The 17,379-nt window shown below is 31.9% G+C and carries 14 protein-coding genes; 2 read left to right on the top strand and 12 right to left on the bottom strand.

What is annotated here, in order from left to right; translation table 11 throughout:
- Positions 1–3: 3 nt before the first annotated feature.
- The 6 genes from QZ659_RS03135 to QZ659_RS03110 all read right to left on the bottom strand — a co-directional run bounded on the left by QZ659_RS03135 (position 4) and on the right by QZ659_RS03110 (position 5,504).
- The gene (locus tag QZ659_RS03135) at positions 4–936 is read right to left on the bottom strand and encodes a sterol desaturase family protein (protein ID WP_291721698.1); all 933 of its coding nucleotides are present in this window, start codon (positions 934–936) and stop codon (positions 4–6) included.
- A 72-nt stretch (positions 937–1,008) separates the two neighbouring features.
- The gene (locus QZ659_RS03130; RefSeq protein WP_291721695.1) at positions 1,009–2,256 is read right to left on the bottom strand and encodes a competence/damage-inducible protein A; all 1,248 of its coding nucleotides are present in this window, start codon (positions 2,254–2,256) and stop codon (positions 1,009–1,011) included.
- Between the two features lie 70 nt (positions 2,257–2,326).
- Positions 2,327–2,989, bottom strand: a complete 663-nt coding sequence (locus QZ659_RS03125) for a DsbA family protein (protein ID WP_291721692.1) — start codon at positions 2,987–2,989, stop codon at positions 2,327–2,329.
- Between the two features lie 65 nt (positions 2,990–3,054).
- Positions 3,055–3,864, bottom strand: a complete 810-nt coding sequence (locus tag QZ659_RS03120; protein WP_291721689.1) for a nucleotidyl transferase AbiEii/AbiGii toxin family protein — start codon at positions 3,862–3,864, stop codon at positions 3,055–3,057.
- 27 nt (positions 3,865–3,891) lie between these two features.
- A complete protein-coding gene (locus QZ659_RS03115; RefSeq protein ID WP_291721687.1) occupies positions 3,892–4,581 on the bottom strand; it encodes a hypothetical protein in 690 nt (229 codons plus the stop codon).
- Between the two features lie 71 nt (positions 4,582–4,652).
- Positions 4,653–5,504: a metal ABC transporter permease gene (locus QZ659_RS03110; RefSeq protein WP_291721685.1), complete on the bottom strand. Its 852-nt coding sequence runs from the start codon at positions 5,502–5,504 to the stop codon at positions 4,653–4,655.
- A 163-nt stretch (positions 5,505–5,667) separates the two neighbouring features.
- Here QZ659_RS03110 and QZ659_RS03105 point away from each other — a divergent pair, with 163 nt between their 5' ends.
- Positions 5,668–5,967 (top strand): putative quinol monooxygenase, encoded by a 300-nt coding sequence (locus tag QZ659_RS03105; protein WP_291721684.1) that lies wholly within the window; start codon positions 5,668–5,670, stop codon positions 5,965–5,967.
- Positions 5,968–6,035: 68 nt separating this feature from the next.
- Here QZ659_RS03105 and QZ659_RS03100 read toward each other — a convergent pair whose 3' ends face one another.
- The 6 genes from QZ659_RS03100 to QZ659_RS03075 all read right to left on the bottom strand — a co-directional run bounded on the left by QZ659_RS03100 (position 6,036) and on the right by QZ659_RS03075 (position 14,973).
- Positions 6,036–6,476: a hypothetical protein gene (locus QZ659_RS03100; protein ID WP_291721681.1), complete on the bottom strand. Its 441-nt coding sequence runs from the start codon at positions 6,474–6,476 to the stop codon at positions 6,036–6,038.
- A 229-nt stretch (positions 6,477–6,705) separates the two neighbouring features.
- A complete protein-coding gene (locus QZ659_RS03095) occupies positions 6,706–7,110 on the bottom strand; it encodes an MmcQ/YjbR family DNA-binding protein (RefSeq protein WP_291721679.1) in 405 nt (134 codons plus the stop codon).
- 422 nt (positions 7,111–7,532) lie between these two features.
- Positions 7,533–8,327 (bottom strand): SDR family oxidoreductase, encoded by a 795-nt coding sequence (locus QZ659_RS03090; RefSeq protein WP_291721858.1) that lies wholly within the window; start codon positions 8,325–8,327, stop codon positions 7,533–7,535.
- A 13-nt stretch (positions 8,328–8,340) separates the two neighbouring features.
- Entirely contained in the window at positions 8,341–10,452 is a 2,112-nt protein-coding gene (locus tag QZ659_RS03085) for a 7TM diverse intracellular signaling domain-containing protein (RefSeq protein ID WP_291721677.1), read from the bottom strand.
- Positions 10,453–10,615: 163 nt separating this feature from the next.
- Positions 10,616–12,808, bottom strand: a complete 2,193-nt coding sequence (locus QZ659_RS03080) for a 7TM diverse intracellular signaling domain-containing protein (RefSeq protein ID WP_291721675.1) — start codon at positions 12,806–12,808, stop codon at positions 10,616–10,618.
- 50 nt (positions 12,809–12,858) lie between these two features.
- Positions 12,859–14,973: a 7TM diverse intracellular signaling domain-containing protein gene (locus tag QZ659_RS03075; RefSeq protein WP_291721673.1), complete on the bottom strand. Its 2,115-nt coding sequence runs from the start codon at positions 14,971–14,973 to the stop codon at positions 12,859–12,861.
- Between the two features lie 686 nt (positions 14,974–15,659).
- Here QZ659_RS03075 and QZ659_RS03070 point away from each other — a divergent pair.
- Complete coding sequence (locus QZ659_RS03070; RefSeq protein WP_291721671.1) at positions 15,660–17,117, top strand: poly(R)-hydroxyalkanoic acid synthase subunit PhaE; 1,458 nt, start codon at positions 15,660–15,662, stop codon at positions 17,115–17,117.
- Positions 17,118–17,379: the final 262 nt, after the last annotated feature.

Genomic DNA, 17,379 nt, shown 5'->3' with positions numbered 1-17,379 from the left:
TTCTCACTCTGAAGAGTGAGCTACATTGTTTTTCATTTCTTCTACCAGTTGTTTTGTTGTCTTTCTACTTCCATCATGACTCCACCCAGGGGGCTGAATAAGGTAGCCGATTCGGTGTTTCCAAGAGATAGGCTTTTTAATATCTTCCCAAATTTTTTCGTATTCGTGTGATGCAATTCGGATAGGATTATAGGTTTCAAGATTCTGGGTAAGTCCATAAATAGGCTTTTCTTCGTCTTCTTCTATGAACGTTCCGAACATTCTATCCCAAATAATGAAAATTCCTGCGTGATTTTTATCCAAGTATTTGATATTAGTAGCATGGTGTACTCGGTGGTGAGAAGGTGTATTCATAAAATATTCCAAGAAACCCAATTTACCAACAGCTTCTGTATGCAAAAAGAATTGATAAATCAGACTAACAGACATCATGGCAAACATCATAATCGGATGGAAACCTAATAGAGGCAACCATAGCCAAAAAATGTATTTATAGAACATTTCTGTCCAACTTTGTCTGAGTGCTACTGCTAAGTTATAACTCTGTGCCGAATGATGATTAGAATGAGCAGCCCATAAAACACGAACTTGATGACTTAGCCTATGATGCCAGTAAAATGAAAAATCATCTGCAAAGACAAGCAACACCCACACCCACCAAACATTAGGAAGGGTAAAGAGTCGGAAATTATCGTAAATCCACATATAAATTCCGATATAAAAAAGTTTTGCTAAAAGGCTCAAAAATATAGAGCCAATGCCCATAGCAATAGAAGCCCAAGCATCTTTTTTGTTGTACCACTCCTTTTTTTGAGCTAAATCAATACCCAACTCTAAGAGAATTAAGAGCAGGAAAAAAGGTGCAAAATATGCCACAGGGTCATTTTGACTTATTTTATCAAAAGAATCTTTTATATGTTCGAAATTCCAAATCATCGTATAGTGTGTCTTTTTTAAACTATTGTTTACAAAGTTATAACGTATTTGATGAATCAGAAAGTTTATTTTTTATTCTATCCCTTTTAATTTCTTTCTCAAAAGATTCAGAACAGCATTTGTGGTAAGTTGAATGTTCAAATTTCTATTTTTAGTGAGTTGATACTTTTTGGCTACTGTTTCGTTTTCATCTGAATAAGCTATCCAAACTGTTCCTACTGGTTTTTCTGGCGTTCCACCTCCTGTCCCTGCAACTCCTGTGGTCGAAATTCCTATGTTTGTGCCTAGAGTTTTTCTTACTCCTTCTGCCATTTCTAAGGCTGTTTGTTCGCTTACAGCTCCATGTTTGATGATGGTATCTAGTTTTACACCCAATACTTTCATCTTGACATCATTGGAATAAGCAATTACGCCACCTTCAAAAAACGCTGACGAACCATCATGTTGTGTGAATGTGCGAGCAGCATATCCACCTGTACAACTTTCTGCAATAGAGAGTCTAAAATTCTTTTCTTTGAGTAAATTACCTATTATTTCTTCTATCAGTTCGCCATCATAACCATAAACATACTTTTCAATAAGAGGAATTACCTTCTTTACTTGCTCGTCTAATTCAGTTTCAATTTTTTCTTTGTCGTCGCCTTCACTGGTTAATCGTAGTGTTACTTTTCCCAAATGTGGAAGATATGCTAAACGGATGTGAGAAGGTAAAGCATTTTCCCATTCTTCAATTGTTTGCGCTAAAATGGACTCTGGAACGCCAATCGTTTCTATTTTCTTATGAACAATAAAAGGAGGCTTGAAATACTCTAAAAGGCGTGGAATTACCTCTTTTTCTGTCATACTCAATGTCTCATGAGGAACACCAGGCATAGATACGAAAATACAACCCTCTTTTTCAAACCACATTCCAGGGGCTGTTCCATAGGCATTGTGCATAATTTTACAATTTGTTGGAACATCTGCTTGCGATTTGTTCATCTCTGTCATCATTCTGCCTCGGCTAGAGAAAAGGTCGTCTATGTGCTTCAAAACATTTTCATCTCTTCGCATTCCCACTCCAAAATATTCAGCAAAAGTTTTCTTTGTAATGTCATCTTTTGTTGGTCCTAGTCCTCCAGTAATCAAAACCACCTTAGCAACCTTTGCCATTTCATCTAATGTATCTAAAATTACTTGCCTTTCATCAGCAATAGAAAGATGTTTGATAACTTTAAAACCCACATCAGTCAGCATTTTGGAGAGGTGATAAGCATTGGTGTTGAGGGTTTGTCCGTAGAGGAGTTCGTCGCCGATAGCAACAATGTAAGCAGGAATCATTTATAGTTAATGGATAATTTGTAAATGGATAATGGATAATTGAAAATTTGACAGCTTTATTCTGATAAGGCTAAACAGAAGTTTTCATAGATTCAAATCGTTTTTCTAAAGTCTCTAAATCTACAAAACCTCTAGCAAATAAATAGTATTCTTCTTCTTTTTGAATAATTACGGTAGGAAAACCATTAACCCCAAAATCTTGTGAGAGCTGAAAATCTTGCTGAGCTAATTTTTCGTATTCTGGACTATTCATTTTTTTCACGAAATCAGACTTATCCAAACCATATTTTTCTGCTAACTCTCCATATTTTGAATAGTCTTTTGGCTCTATACCATCAAAATAAATAAGACTTTGCAAATCTTCTGCAAAATGTAGTGTTTTTTCATTTTTCTCTCCTGCTAAAGCCGTATTTTTTTCTACTTCCTTCTTAAAAACAGAAAGAGCAATAGATGGAGGAATAGAAGTAAAGATAGAACTACCTTCTTCTAAAATATCTTTTAAAAATTTTTCTCCAAAAGTTACGCCTGTTCGGTTCTCTACATCTTTGTAAGCTGTTTTGATGTAGGGAGCAACTTCTCCAATCGCACCAATACGATTTCCAGTTATCATTCCACCAGAGACAACTTCAATACTTTCAAATTCGCTTTTGTGTTTATCAAAAAACGTTCGCATTGTAGGTGCAAAGCCATAGCACCAGCCACAAAGGGCATCATAGATATAAATTATTTTCATAGTTAGTAAAAGCGTGTTTTGTGAGCAAATGTTTGTACAAACTTATGTCAATGATTCATAAAAATTCAATTGTTGGTTAAAACTGGGTCTAAAAATATTTTTACCCTACTTATCACGTTATCTAATTCTAGTTCTTGAGGTATGTTTTGGTAATTCAATTTTTCTAATAAAAACTTTTTCCACTTCTTTTGGCTTCCCTTACTTTTCCCAAATGTTCCATTTTTCATTTTCTGATACGATAATGCAATAGGCGTTTTTTTGTCTTGGAAAGCAATGGGAATACACTTTTCAAACTTTATTTTATCAATTTTTCTAGTTTTTAAGATGCAAAACACATCATACAAATCTTTTACTTGCCACCTTCCTCCCTTGTCGTAAAACTCAAAAAGTCCGTGTACTTTCCAAGCAAGAGCCTGTTCTGTTTGTACAGCAAAAACATCTATATTTTTCTCTGATGAAAAACATTCATATTTTGTCCAATGCGAAGGCAGCACTAATGTATCACCAAAAGCAATATCTATTTGGATAGCTTCAAAAAGTTCATAGTTTAACTTTACATCAAAATAAAAGCGAAAAGAAGGATTTTCTGTCTCTGTCCAAGTATCTTCTACTTTCAAAGACCCTAAATCAATTTTTATTTCTTGATACAATTCTTGTGTTTTTTTTAAAACTGTCTTTACAAAACCAGTATAAGCATCTTTATCATAATCAGAAATAGCAAGAAAATCTAAATCACTTACTGAACGAAAATATTTTGGTTGAATCCAACTTTTGGTAAGTAAACTTCCTCTAAAGACGACAAAACTCTCTGCTGACTGAATATTGAAAGTAGTTTCTAAAAGTAGTTCTAAGATATATAATTTATTGTTCTGCATTCAGTTTTATTTTAACTGTCAACGAACCTAAAGGTGTCGTTGAGGGAAATTAAAGTTCATTTTACACTCTGCTTCACATGCATAACAAGGTTCTTCTAATGTGAGCCAGTTGTTATCTACTGAAACATTGCTATCAAAGACACAATATTCTACTATTTTCTTATCGATTTGATAGTTATTTTCTTTCAAAGTTTTATGCAATTCTTCAAATGATTGATAGGCTTCTGTTTTACCTACATTATACATTCGTTTGGTAACAAATCGTTCTTCAGAATGATTTTTTCGTTTCTTAAAAGCATTTTTTGAAAGGTGTGCTGCGTGTTTTTCTACAAGAGAAAGGAGATTTTCTTTTGCTTGAGAAAAAACAGGAAGTATTATTTTGTAATGTGCTTCAAAGTAGTTCTCTAATTGGCTTTTCAGAATATCACTTTTTGTCATCGGAATTCCTGTATTTTCTGGATGAGCTTCTATTTTTACTCGGCTAACTTCATAGTTTTTTTGTTTCATTTTGGCAGCCAACTGCTCAACTTCTTTTTTTATCTCATTGAAATTTCCATTGTGCAAGGAGCTTGTCATGAGTTGTTTTTGCACGTCGCCACGTTCTAATTCTATAAAAATAGGCTTTGCTTTATTCTCATTACAAAACTCTTTAAAATCCTCTATATTTTGATTTGTATTTTTTAGGGTAATATGTGCTTCGAAAAAACCTGTGTACATCCTTGCTTTACTTCTAGTTGGCTCTAATTTCTTTCTTCTTCAAAACGGAAATTATATATATTTTGGTTCATTTATTTTCTCAACCTAACCAATACAAAGACAATAAAGAAAATAACTCCAGCCACACTTGTCATTGTTCCAGCAATAGAAGCATTGAGATAAGAAGCTACATAATAGCCCAAAATAGCTGTTATTGTCCCAATACAACAAGAAATTAAAAGCATTTTCTTGAAATTAGTAGTCAGTAGATAAGACGTAGCAGGAGGAACAACCAAAAAAGCAAGCACTAAAACTGCTCCTACGGACTCAAAAGCAGCTACTGTAGCCAGTGAAACCAAACTCATAAGGGAGTAATGCCAAACCGATGTATTTATGCCAATAGCAGACGCAAAGGAAGAGTCAAAAGTGGTAAGAAGCATTTCTTTATAAAATAGACTAACAAAAACTAAGATAATCAGAAGTACAGAACCAATCCACCATGCTGCTGTTGCTCCCAAATTTAAAATTGCTCCGTCGCCTAAATCTATTCGCCAAACGTCTAAAGGAACATAAGCAATTTCACCAAACAAAACACAGTCGGCATCAATATCTACCTTGCTGGCAAATACAGAAATCAGAATTACGCCCACAGCAAAAAGAAATGTAAAAGATACTCCAATAGATGCATCTGTTTGTAGTTTTCCCTGTCGGTGTAAAAATTCTATCAAAAGAGTCGTAAAGACACCTAATACAGCAGCACCCAAGAGCATAAAAATAGAATCAAAACGCTGCACCACCAAAAAAGCAATCACAATTCCTGGTAAAACGGCATGAGAAATTGCATCGCCTACCATTGCCATCTTACGCAATATTAGAAAGCACCCTAAAATAGCGCAGCTAATAGCCACTAAAACACCGACCAATATTATTTGAAAGTCATTCATTTAAGAAATTAAGCTAAATTTGTATAGATTCTTTTTCAAACTAAAGTTTGCATTACATTATCTCACTCTAAAGAGTAAGCTACATAAAAAGTTAGACAAATCTAACAAATAAATTAAAATTAAGTATTTTATCTATTCCCAACCCATTTATAAAAGCAATATAATGAGTCTATTACGTGTGGTCAGAATGACCTTTGAAGAAAAACACATTGAAGATTTTATTGAAAACTTTGAAGAAAATAAACAAAAAATCCGTCATTTTGATGGATGTAATCACTTGGAACTATGGCAAGACGCTCATAATCCGTGTATTTTTATGACGTATAGCCATTGGGAGAGCGAAGAAAAACTCAATAATTACAGAAAGTCCGAACTTTTTGGAATAGTTTGGAAAAAGACCAAACAATTGTTCTCTGAAAAACCAGTTGCTTTTTCATCTTTTCAAAAATCTTTAGTAGAATAAAAAAGGAATGATACGTTAAAAATATCATTCCTTATAATGGTAATTGTTTTCCTTATTCTTTAGATTCTTTAGGCAATATTGAGTCTACGCCTTGTCAGCGTTTTGAGTTCTTTTTGAATTTGTTCATTTCTTAAATCATTTTCTAGAATAGAACAATAAGATTGTAAGTTTTTTAGAAGCTGTTCAAATTTGTTGAGAAATTCTTGTATTGGCTCTGAGATATTGCTTTTCATCAGAACTGCTAATGAATTGTAAGTAGTTTCTACTACTCTTTCTACTTCCTTTGCTTGATGAAAATATTTTTTTGAGTACTCCAAATCTGCGTGTTGCCATGCCCAATTTTTTAACTTTTCCAAAGATATATTCATCTCTACCACTTTTTCTGTATTGTTCTTTACAATAGAAAGATTATTTGTATTTGGGTTGGCGAAAAACTCAAACACTACACCTACAAGAGAGGAAATATCAGTGGTTTGAATGGTAAGTATAGGTTGGATAGATTTAAACATAGGAGTAGATAATAGCTGGTTTATTTTGATAAAGCACAAAAAGGTTGATGATTATAAATGCTTAACTATCAACCTTTTAATCATTAATATTTAGTAGTTGTTGTGAAATCTTGTTTGTATATACGGACACTTAATTAAATAGTTGTCAATATTTTCGATTTTACATAAATTAGTATTAATTTCTTACTTTGGTAACAATTTGATAAGATAAGCTATCTGATTCTCTGTTCTATTGGTCATTTTCTGACTGCATATTTTCTAGTTCTCTTTGAATAACCTCTCTTGTCTTTTTGGGTAACTTACTTACCACCAACTCATACGAATGGCGAATCCAGTGTTTTAATTGTCTTTGTGTAAGGGAAGTTTCAAATTCTGTGTATATGCCTCCAAAATAAATAGTATTCCAATGTTTCTTGTTCATGTGATAGCCCTCTTTCACACAATCATATTTTTCACGTAACTCAATAGCCTTTTCAGGATTACACTTTACATTAAAGCTATTAGGCTTATTGAGGTTGATGAGAGCAAACATTTTCCCTTCTACTTTAAAAACTAAAGTATCTTCCCCAAAAGGTAGCCCTTCTGTTACAGCAGGAAGAGAAAGACAAAATTCTCTAAACGATTCTATATCCATAGTTTGGTATTTTAAAGTGAAAAAATTAAACTTTATTTATAAATTCATAATAAGTAGTTAGCTGGTATAATTTTGTTATTTTCAAAAGCTAGTGCAATTTTATAAAATGTTGAATTTTAACTTTGTCAATGGTCTTTTCGAAGAAAAAAACAGACCTTGACAATAGGTTTTATAAACTAAATTGTACTACTCAACTACTTAAAAGGTATTTTTATTGAAAAAATTGAGACAAAATTTGCTAAAAAATAGTAATTACATTATATTTGATAGTATAGCTATTAAGCACAGTTGCAAAACTAACAATTTTAATTTGTAGTTAACAAAAGACATTAAAGACTAGACAATTAAGCAGAAAGAGGAAGCAAAAAGCTGTTCCCAAATGGGAACAGCCTTTTTTGTTTATCCAATATGTTAGTTTTTATTTATAGATTTTTTGTTCTACCTCCATCAACAGGAAGATTTATACCATTTATGTAACTTGCTTTTTCCGAAGCTAAAAATAAAATTGCATTGGCAGTCTCTTCTGGTTCTGCGAAACGGTAGGCTGGAATAGTCGATTTTAATTGATGAATAGCTTCATCTTCTGAAATATTAGCATTTTTTGCTTTATTCTTGATAATAGCATCTAGTCTTGCTGTTGAGGTCATACCAGGTAATACATTATTTACAGTAATCCCATGTTGAGCTAGTTCGAAAGAAAGAGTTTTTGCCCAATTTGCTACGGCAGCACGAATAGTATTAGAAACCCCTAAGTTCTCAATCGGTTGTTTGACACTGGTAGAAATCACATTTATTATTCTGCCAAACTTCTCCTTTTTCATAAAAGGCAAAAGTGCTTGTACTAAAATCTGATTGCAGATAAGATGTTGCTCAAAAGCATCTCTAAACGATTGTAAAGAAGCTTCATGCGCTTTGTTGGGTGGAGGTCCTCCAGTATTGTTTATCAAAATATGTGCGCCTTCAAAACCTTTATTTTTTTGAGCTTCACTCAAGGCATCTTGTAGTGTATTGGGAGAAGAAAAATCTGCTACTAAATAGCTATGGTTCTGATTTTGAGGCGTGGGAAGTTCTGAAACAATGTTTTTTAATTTTTCTTCACTTCGTGCTAGAAGGATTAGAGTTGCGCCACTTTGAGCAAATTGTTTGGCTGTTGCAAGTCCAATTCCTTGTGTACTTCCTGCTACAAGAGCAATTTTTCCAGTTAAGTCTAAAAGCATTGTATTGTGTGTGTTATTTTCTATTTGGTTCAAAGCCGACTATAAGTATGTCGTCTATCTGTTTGTTAGTGTAGCCCATCCAGTCTTTCAATGTCTGTCTTAAAAAGTCTTCTTGTTCTGAAAAAGGTAGCTTTGATGTTTCTAACAAAGTGTTTCTAAGTCTTTTGGTAGTAAACTTTTTATCATTTCCACCTCCAAACTGGTCTTGATATCCGTCTGTAAAGAGGTAAAATGAATAGTTAGTATTTTCTTTTAACTTGATGTTGTGTGTAGTAAATTCTTGTTTATGGAACTGATTTTTTATAAGGCTGCCTCCAATGGATTGTCTATCAGCCTTTATCACTTTTAGTTCCTCACCTTCTATATAAATGAGTGGATTTCTAGCTCCTGCATATTCTATTTCCCCTGTTTGGGTATCATAAACACAAAAAGCAACATCCATTCCGTCACGGATTTGTGTATCGGTTTGGCGAAGCACTTTTGTAATGCCTTTATCTAACCTGTCTAAAATATGAGAGACTTTTGTTACTGATTTGGATTCTACAATTTCATTTAAGAGGTCATTTCCAATCAATGACATAAAAGCTCCTGGAACACCGTGTCCAGTACAGTCAATAGCTCCAATAATAATTTTATTGTTGATTTGTCTATAGAAATAAAAATCTCCACTTACAATATCTCTTGGTTCAAAAAACACAAATGAATTAGGAAAACCTGTCTTGATTTCTTCAAGCGTTGGTAGCATGGCATCTTGTATGCGTTTAGCATAATTGATACTAGCTGTTATGTCTTGATTTTTCTTGGCTATTGTGATATTTTGTTCGTTGAGACGTTCTAAATTGACAGAAAGTTCTTCATTCACTACATTTAGTTCTTCTGTTCGTTCGGCTACTCGCTCTTCTAATCTCTTGTTTTGAGTTTCTACAAACTCACGGTGTTCTTCAGAAGATTTGAGCATTTGAGCCTGCAATTCTGCTTGCTTTTTCTTATAAAAATCTATTTTGGCTGCTAAAGCAACAGACAAAACTACCACTTCAATAGCAGAGCCAAGTAAAAGTCCACTTGAAGTAAAATCATTATAGACTATAATTCCTGCTCCTGCTAACACGAAAATAAATAACCCTGCTAAATAAGATGTCCAAGCTACTATAATATACTTAGCTGGCTTGTAGCCTTTGTAATAAATGTAGAGAGCAGTAGCTAGTCCATTAAGGCAGGAAAACCCAAGAAGTACTTGGTTAATTGACGACCCCAAAGCCTTATGACCAAAAAGAACGATAATAATAATAATAACAAAAATTCCTATTAGTGCTTGTAAAATACGATGAAAGACTATAGCGTGTCGTTTGGTATGAAGAAAATCCATAAAAAACAGATTTGCAAAAATACTAGAGACAGCATAAATAATAGGATCATAATCATTTACCCAAGGTTGATTTCCCCACAAAAATTCAAAGCTATGTCCTCTTATCTGTGCGATTCCCAAGCCTAAGGTAAGTAAGTAAATAATGTAGTAGAGGTAGCCTTTTTCTCTTAATGTAAAATAAAGGAAAAGATTATATAACAACATTACCAAGATAAAACCATAATACATTCCTTCTGCTAGATCTACTTTATGGTCTCTTTCAAAGTAATATTCCCAAGGGGCAACATGAATCGGTCCTTGAAAGTAATTACTTTCTATACTGACAAAAAGCATTATTTCTTCATTTTCATCTATTTCAAGTGGGATAATAAAACGGTCTGTCTGTAAAATTCTTTCACTAAATGGCTTACCATAACCAAGTTCAATTTTTTTATAGCTATTATCTGAATTTGGAATAAAAACTTCTACGTTTGCCCTTCCACTTCCAACTTCCAAGTACCAGTCTTTTAAATTTGTTTTATTTTTTAAAGGAATTTTGAGCCAAATTTTTTGTGTTGCTCCATTAATATTGATAAACTTATTTGGTTCAGTTACAAAATCAATTTCTTGTATACTTTCTATGGTTTCTTTTTTTTCTTTGTCGGCTCTATAAATTCCAATTCGATTAGCTATTGAGTAATCTTGTTTTTTATCTAAGCTAATAAAAGAAATAGATTGAGCTAGAATAGAATAAGGAAGGCATAAAAAAATAGTTGTCACCAACACAATGACAATATGGTTTTTATTTATAAAAGGAATAAAATTTAAACTAAAATTGGAATAAAAACCTCTCAATAGTAGATAATTAAAAATAATAACTCAAGATCTCTTTATGGAAAACTAAATTACTAAAAAAAATACATACTTTGCTTGTTTTTGAAGATTATTGAGAGAAATTAAATCCAAACACTAATATATCATCGATTTGCCTATTATTATATCCTTTCCAATTTTTTAATGTGTCATTTAAAAACTGTTCTTGTTCTGAAAAAGGTAGTTTGGATGCCTCTAATAACATATTTCTAAACCTTTTAACTGTAAACTTTCTATCATCTTTTCCTCCAAATTGGTCTTGAAATCCATCTGAGAATAAATAAAAAGTAGTATTTGGTAAAAAATTGAAAACATGATTAGTAAATAGCTTCTTCGTAATTTGGTTCTTAACAAGATTTCCCCCAACAGACTGCCTATCAGCTCTAATTACTTTAAGTTCTTCATCTTTTATATAGATGAGAGGATTTCTCGCTCCTGCATATTCTATCTGTTTTGTTTTTGTATCATAAACGCAAAAAGCAGCATCCATTCCATCACGAATTTGCGTATTGGTTTGTCTTAAGACTTTCGTAACTCCTTCATCTAATTTGTCCAAAATATGTGATGCTTGAGTAACAGATTTTGATTCAACAATCTCATTTAGTAAATCATTTCCAATCAAGGACATAAAAGCTCCTGGTACACCATGTCCAGTACAATCTATTGCTCCAATAATGATTTTGTTGTGTATTTCTTTAAAATAATAAAAATCCCCACTTACAATATCTCTTGGTTCAAAGAAAATAAAAGATTTAGGCAAAACACTTTTTATCTCTTCAATAGTAGGAAGCATTGCATTTTGTATACGCTTTGCATAATTGATACTTGCTGTTATGTCATGATTTTTTTTCTCAATAATCACGTTTTGTTCATGTAGACGTTCAAGATTAACGGAAAGCTCTTCATTTACTACATTTAGTTCTTCTGTGCGTTCATTAACTCGTTGCTCTAATCGCTTATTTTGTGTTTCTACAAACTCTCTGTGTTTTTCAGAATCTTCCAACATTTTAACTTGTAAAGCTTCTCTATCTTTTTTATAATATTCTATTTTTGCAGCTAAAGCTACAGAGAGCAAAATCATTTCGATAGCAGATCCCCAAAGCATTGCACTAGAGTTAAAAGTATTGTAAGGTATAATATCTGCCCCAGCAAGAACAAATACAACTACTCCTAAAAGATAAAATGACCATGCTAAAATAATAAATTTTGCAGGCTTATAACCTTTGTAATAAATGTAAATAGCAGCCACTAAAGCATTGATAGAAGAAAGTCCTGCCACCACTTGATTGATTGCAGATGCAATAGGTTTAAAACCTAATAATCCTATTACTAAATTCAAACAAAATATAATGATTACGATGTGTAGTATTATATGAAATACACGAGAGTTCTTTTTGGTATGCAAAAAGTTTATCAGAAACAAACTAGCAAATATTCCAACAAAAGAATGTATAATAGGAACATATCTGTTGAGAGTGGGAGTTGCAAAGAAAATAAATTCAAATAAATGTCCTCTCAGTTGTGCCATAGCTAAACCAAGAGATATTAAGTAGAAAACATAAAATAAATACCCTTTTTCTCTTACAGTAAAAAAAATAAATAGGTTGTAGAGAGCCATTACAATTACAAAACCATAATAAATACCTTCTGATAAATCTACTTTATGGTCTCTTTCAAAATAATATTCTAGTGGAGCTATTCGAAAAGGTGCTTGAAAATAGTCACTTTCTATTCGTAAATATATTGTACTCTTATTATTTTTTGAAACATCAAAAGGTATTAAAAATCTATCTGTTTGTATAATACGCTCTGAAAATGGTAAAGAATAGCCAAATGTTAATTTTTCAAACTCATTAGGGTTTTCTTTCTTTGATATAAATGCCTCAATATCAGCAAGTCCATTACCAATTTCTAAATACCACCTTACCCTATCCGTATTATTTTGTACTGGAATCTTAACCCACATTACATGATTCCCACTATTAAGAGTAACAATATCTTTTCCTCTTACTGAAAAATTTGCCTTTTGGATAGTTTGTATATTTTCTTGAAGTAACTCTTCTTTGATTACTTCCTCATAAAGTCCAAGCTGATTTGTGATAACATACTCTTTATTGACATCTTCTAATAAAATACTTGGAACAGGTTGTGCAAATACAAAATTTATAAAAAATAAAACCATCAGAAAAACAATAACAGTAAAAAACTTACTGCTGATATTTGAAATTGCACTTGTATTATTTTTAAAGTAAATGTTTTTCAAAAGCCTAATAGTAATTAATAGTTTAGCTATAAGCTAAGTTACCAAATATTTTATTTTTTTATTGTTTTCAAACAGTTGAAGCCAACGACCAAAATATCATCAATTTGCTGAGTTTCTTCATTCATCCAATCTAAGAGTATAGTATGTAGAAATTCTTTTTGCTGATTTAGAGGTAATTTTGAAGCTTCTAATAATGTATTTCTAAATCTTTTTATTGTAAATTTTTTATCATTTTCTCCTCCAAATTGGTCTTGAAAACCATCTGAAAATAGATAGAATATTGTATCTTGATTGTCTTTAAGATGAATCGTATGTGTTGTGAAAGGTTTTTTATTAAATTCATTTTTAATGAGACTACCTCCAATAGATTGCCTGTCTGCTTTTATCACTTTTAGTTCTCCATTCTGTACATATATCATCGGATTTTTAGCTCCAGCATATTCTAATATTTGAGTTTCTATATCATAAACACAAATGGCTGCATCCATTCCATCTCTGACTTGTGTATCTGTTTGGCGAAGTGCCTTAACAACACCTTGATTAAGTCTATCTAAGATATGAGATGCCTTAGTTACAGATTTTAGCTCTACAATTTCATTTAAAAGGTCATTTCCAATTAAAGACATAAAAGCTCCTGGTACGCCATGCCCTGTGCAATCAATCACACCAATAATGATTTTCTGATGTACTTGTTTGAAATAATAAAAATCTCCTGATACAATATCTTTTGGCTTAAAAAGTATGAAAGAATTAGGTAAACATTTTCTAATTTCTTCTAAGCTAGGCAACATTGCATCTTGTATTCTCTTAGCATATGTTATACTAGAGGTAATATCCTGATTTTTTTTCTCAATTAATAAGTGTTGCTCATTTAGGCGTTCTAAGTTTATGGAAAGTTCCTCATTCACAACATTCAGTTCTTCTGTGCGTTCATTTACTCGCTTTTCTAACCTTTTATTCTCATTTTCTATAAGCTCTAACATTTTACCTTGTAGCTCTTCTTTTCCTTTTTTATAAAAATCAATTTTAGCTGCCAATGCCACAGAAAGTAGTATCATTTCAATTGCAGAACCAAATAACACTCCATTTGAGGTAAAAGAGTTATAAGGAATTATTTCAGCTCCTGCCAGCACAAATAGAAGCACTCCTATCAAATAAAAAGACCATCCTACAATAATATATTTGGCAGGTTTGTAACCTATGTAATAAATAAAAATAGCAGCAGCTAAAGCGTTTATAGTAGATAGTCCTGCTATTATTTGATTAATTAATGATGCTATAGGTTTAAAACCTAATAGGCTTACTATTAAAGCTAGTGAAAAAATACTTATTACAATATGTAAAGTAGTATGAAAAAAGTGAGAATTTTTCTTTGTATTTAAAAAGTCAATGAGAAATAAGCTTGCAAAAATTCCCGATAAGGAATGAATCATAGGAACATAGCGATTCATAATAGGTAGGTCAAATACTAAAAACTCAAAAAAATGTCCTCTTAATTGAGCCATAGCTAGTGCAAGAAATAACAAATAACTCAAATAGTATAGATAACTTTTTTCTTTGAGTGTAAAAAAAATAAATAAGTTATAAAGCACCATCACAATTGCAAAACCATAATAAATACCTTCTGCTAAATCTATTTTATGGTTACGCTCCAAATAATATTCTACAGGAGCTATACGAAAAGGTGCTTGAAAATAGTCACTTTCTATTCGTAAATAGATAGTTGTTACTTCATTTTTAGGTAGTTTAATTGGAATTAAAAATACATTTGTTTTAATAAACCTCTTATCAAATGGCAATGAAAAACCCATAGAGGTCTTTTCAAAATCAATAGATGACTTTTCTTCTTTGTTTTGTGGAATAAAAATATCAATATCAGCTAATCCATTTCCTATTTCTAAATACCACTTCTCTAATTCAGAGTTATTTTGAAATGGAATCTTTACCCATAAAATATGTTTTCCACTATTGATACTAAGGATGTCTTTTTCAAATACTTTAAAATTTTTACTTTGAATAATTTCTATAGTCTCTTTCTTAATTGTATCACTTATAACTTCTTCATATACTCCCAGTTTATTGGTGATAATATACTCTTGATTCTTATCTTCTAATAAAATAGAAGGTAAAGATTGAGCTAGAGATAATTCTGAAGAACATAACAATAAGACAGCTATAGTAGCTGATAAACATAACTTCCCAAAATAGAAGAATAGTTTTTTTGTAAGATAAAGTGTCTTCAAAATAGTAACTAAAATAAGTAATGTTTGTAGTTAGCTAAAATACTAAAAATAATTTTACCTACAAGATCATAAATATGTTTTTTCGATGAGTTAAGAAGACTAGCAAATGAGTTTTTTTAGCTTAAAAAAAATCTCAAAATAATTTATAGTTTAAAAGGAAATTTAGAGTTGAATAAATAGTATTTTCAAGTCTTGTATAAGGTTATTTTCTACAGCTATTAAAAATTAAATTAAAATTAATCTAGCTGTAATAGAGAGAGTATTGTTTCACTTTTTTAGAGAAAACGACTCTTAGATTAGCATTAAAATCGGATTTTTTTCAAAACTTTCAAAAAATAAACCTCTCATTTTCAATCATTTAGAGCATTGTGCAACTTTTTTAAATTATGAAATTTACAAACTAACCTCTTTTTAATGTGGTATTTTTATGATATTTCCAAATATTATTCTATATATTGAAATTCAACAAAATATTTAAGCTATTTTGCTCAAAATCAGAACTTTAGCTGCTTGCATACAAGATTTTGTAGTCTAAAAAATTGCTTGTACATTTGAGAAGTGCTTATTTTTTATAGCACTTATTTTTTACCAAAAAAATTTTATATACTATGACAAACGTAATGGATTCTGCGAAGGAAATGTTAGATTTTTGGGCAACTACTCAAAATAAAGTCGTGGAAAACTGGGTAGATTCTACTCGTCAGCTTCAAGAAGCTGCCAAAGAAGGCAAAGTAATGGAGCAAGCTACGGATATGTATAAAAATTGGTACGACAATCAGAAAAATATCATTTCTGAAGCAATGGAGAAAGGCAAAGAAATTTCTTCTGAAACTATGCCAACACAAGTAAGTCAGCTTATGGAACAGCAAACAACACTTTCTAAAAAGTGGATTGACACAATGAGTGAAATGGCAGACCGTCAGATGCAAATGGTAAAAATGACTAACACAAATGGTCAGAACAGCCTCAACTTGCAAGAAAATGCAGCCAAAATGCAAGAAATGATGACTAGCTCTTACAAAACTTGGTTAGATTCAACAACTGAGATGATGAACGAGAGCAAAAAAATGATGACTGAAAACCCTGTTTTCAAATCTATGCAACCGATGCAAGAAGCCTTTGAAAACATGACAAAAGGAGCAAAGACGTATTTTGATGCGTACGAAATGTGGAAGCCATTTGTAAATATGACCAACAACAAAAATTTTGATGTACAAGAATACTTCAAAATGATGAATATGGACAAATTGCAAGAGATGGCAAAAAACATGTTCTCTCAAAATCCTTCACAGTTTGGCTTTGCTAATTTCAGTCAGATGAACGAGCAAATGAACAAAATGGTAGAGCAGTATCGTAATACGATGATGCAAAACCCTATGTTTGCACCTTATAAAGATACTTTTGAAAAATTCTCTTCTATGATGCCAACAGATATGGCAAAAATGATGAACCTAGAAAATTTTTCTATGGAAAACGTCATGAGTCCAACCTTTGGCAAAGAAATATATGAGCGCATGCAAAAAATGTATGCTCCGTTTTATAAATTAATGCCACCAAGCAAAGAAAAGGAAACGATTAAACTTTTCTCTCAAATGCAGGCAATTTTGCTAGACTACCAAATGAAAACAGCAGATATGAATGCTATCATTGGTAAGACAGTAAAAGAAACTGCTGAGGAGTTTATGACTAAAATGTTTGAGGCTGCCAAAGACGGAAAAGTAAGTACATACAATGAATTTTATATGGACTGGCTCAATACATTGGAAGACCAAATGATTACTATCTTTAAAGGTGATGAGTTTTCTAAACTACAAGGTGAGATTTTGGCTCTTCAATTAGATTTGAAAACCAATTTCAATAAAGGAATGGAACAAGTGCTTTCTCCTTATCCAGTAGTTCTCAACTCTGAAATCGATGAGTTAGCAAAACAAGTACACGCACTAAAAGCTCGTGTTCGTGAGCTAGAAAATAGTGCAGAAGCAAAGCCAGTAGCTAAGGCAACCCCAGCCAAAACAGTAACAGCTACTAAAAAAACAACGACTGCCAGCAAAAAAACTACAAAATAGTTTTTGAGTAGATAGTCAAAATCAAATTCGTTTTAGATTGGAGTAGTTATCTAAAACGTGCTTATTAGAAATAATAAGCGAAAGAAATCTAACATTTCCTTCAACGCAAAACCCTAACTTCAACGTTGAAGTTGGGGTTTTTGATAAAAACAAAAATGTAGCGCATTCTTTAGAATGCGAAACAACCATAAACGAATACTAAAGCTGTCGTTTAGAACAAAGAATTTATTGAGTTACAAATCATCACATTCTAATTCTAATA

The organism is Bernardetia sp. (genome assembly GCF_020630935.1).
In the GTDB taxonomy this organism is placed as follows: Bacteria; Bacteroidota; Bacteroidia; order Cytophagales; family Bernardetiaceae; genus Bernardetia.
This window is presented reverse-complemented; position numbering and strand designations above follow the sequence as displayed.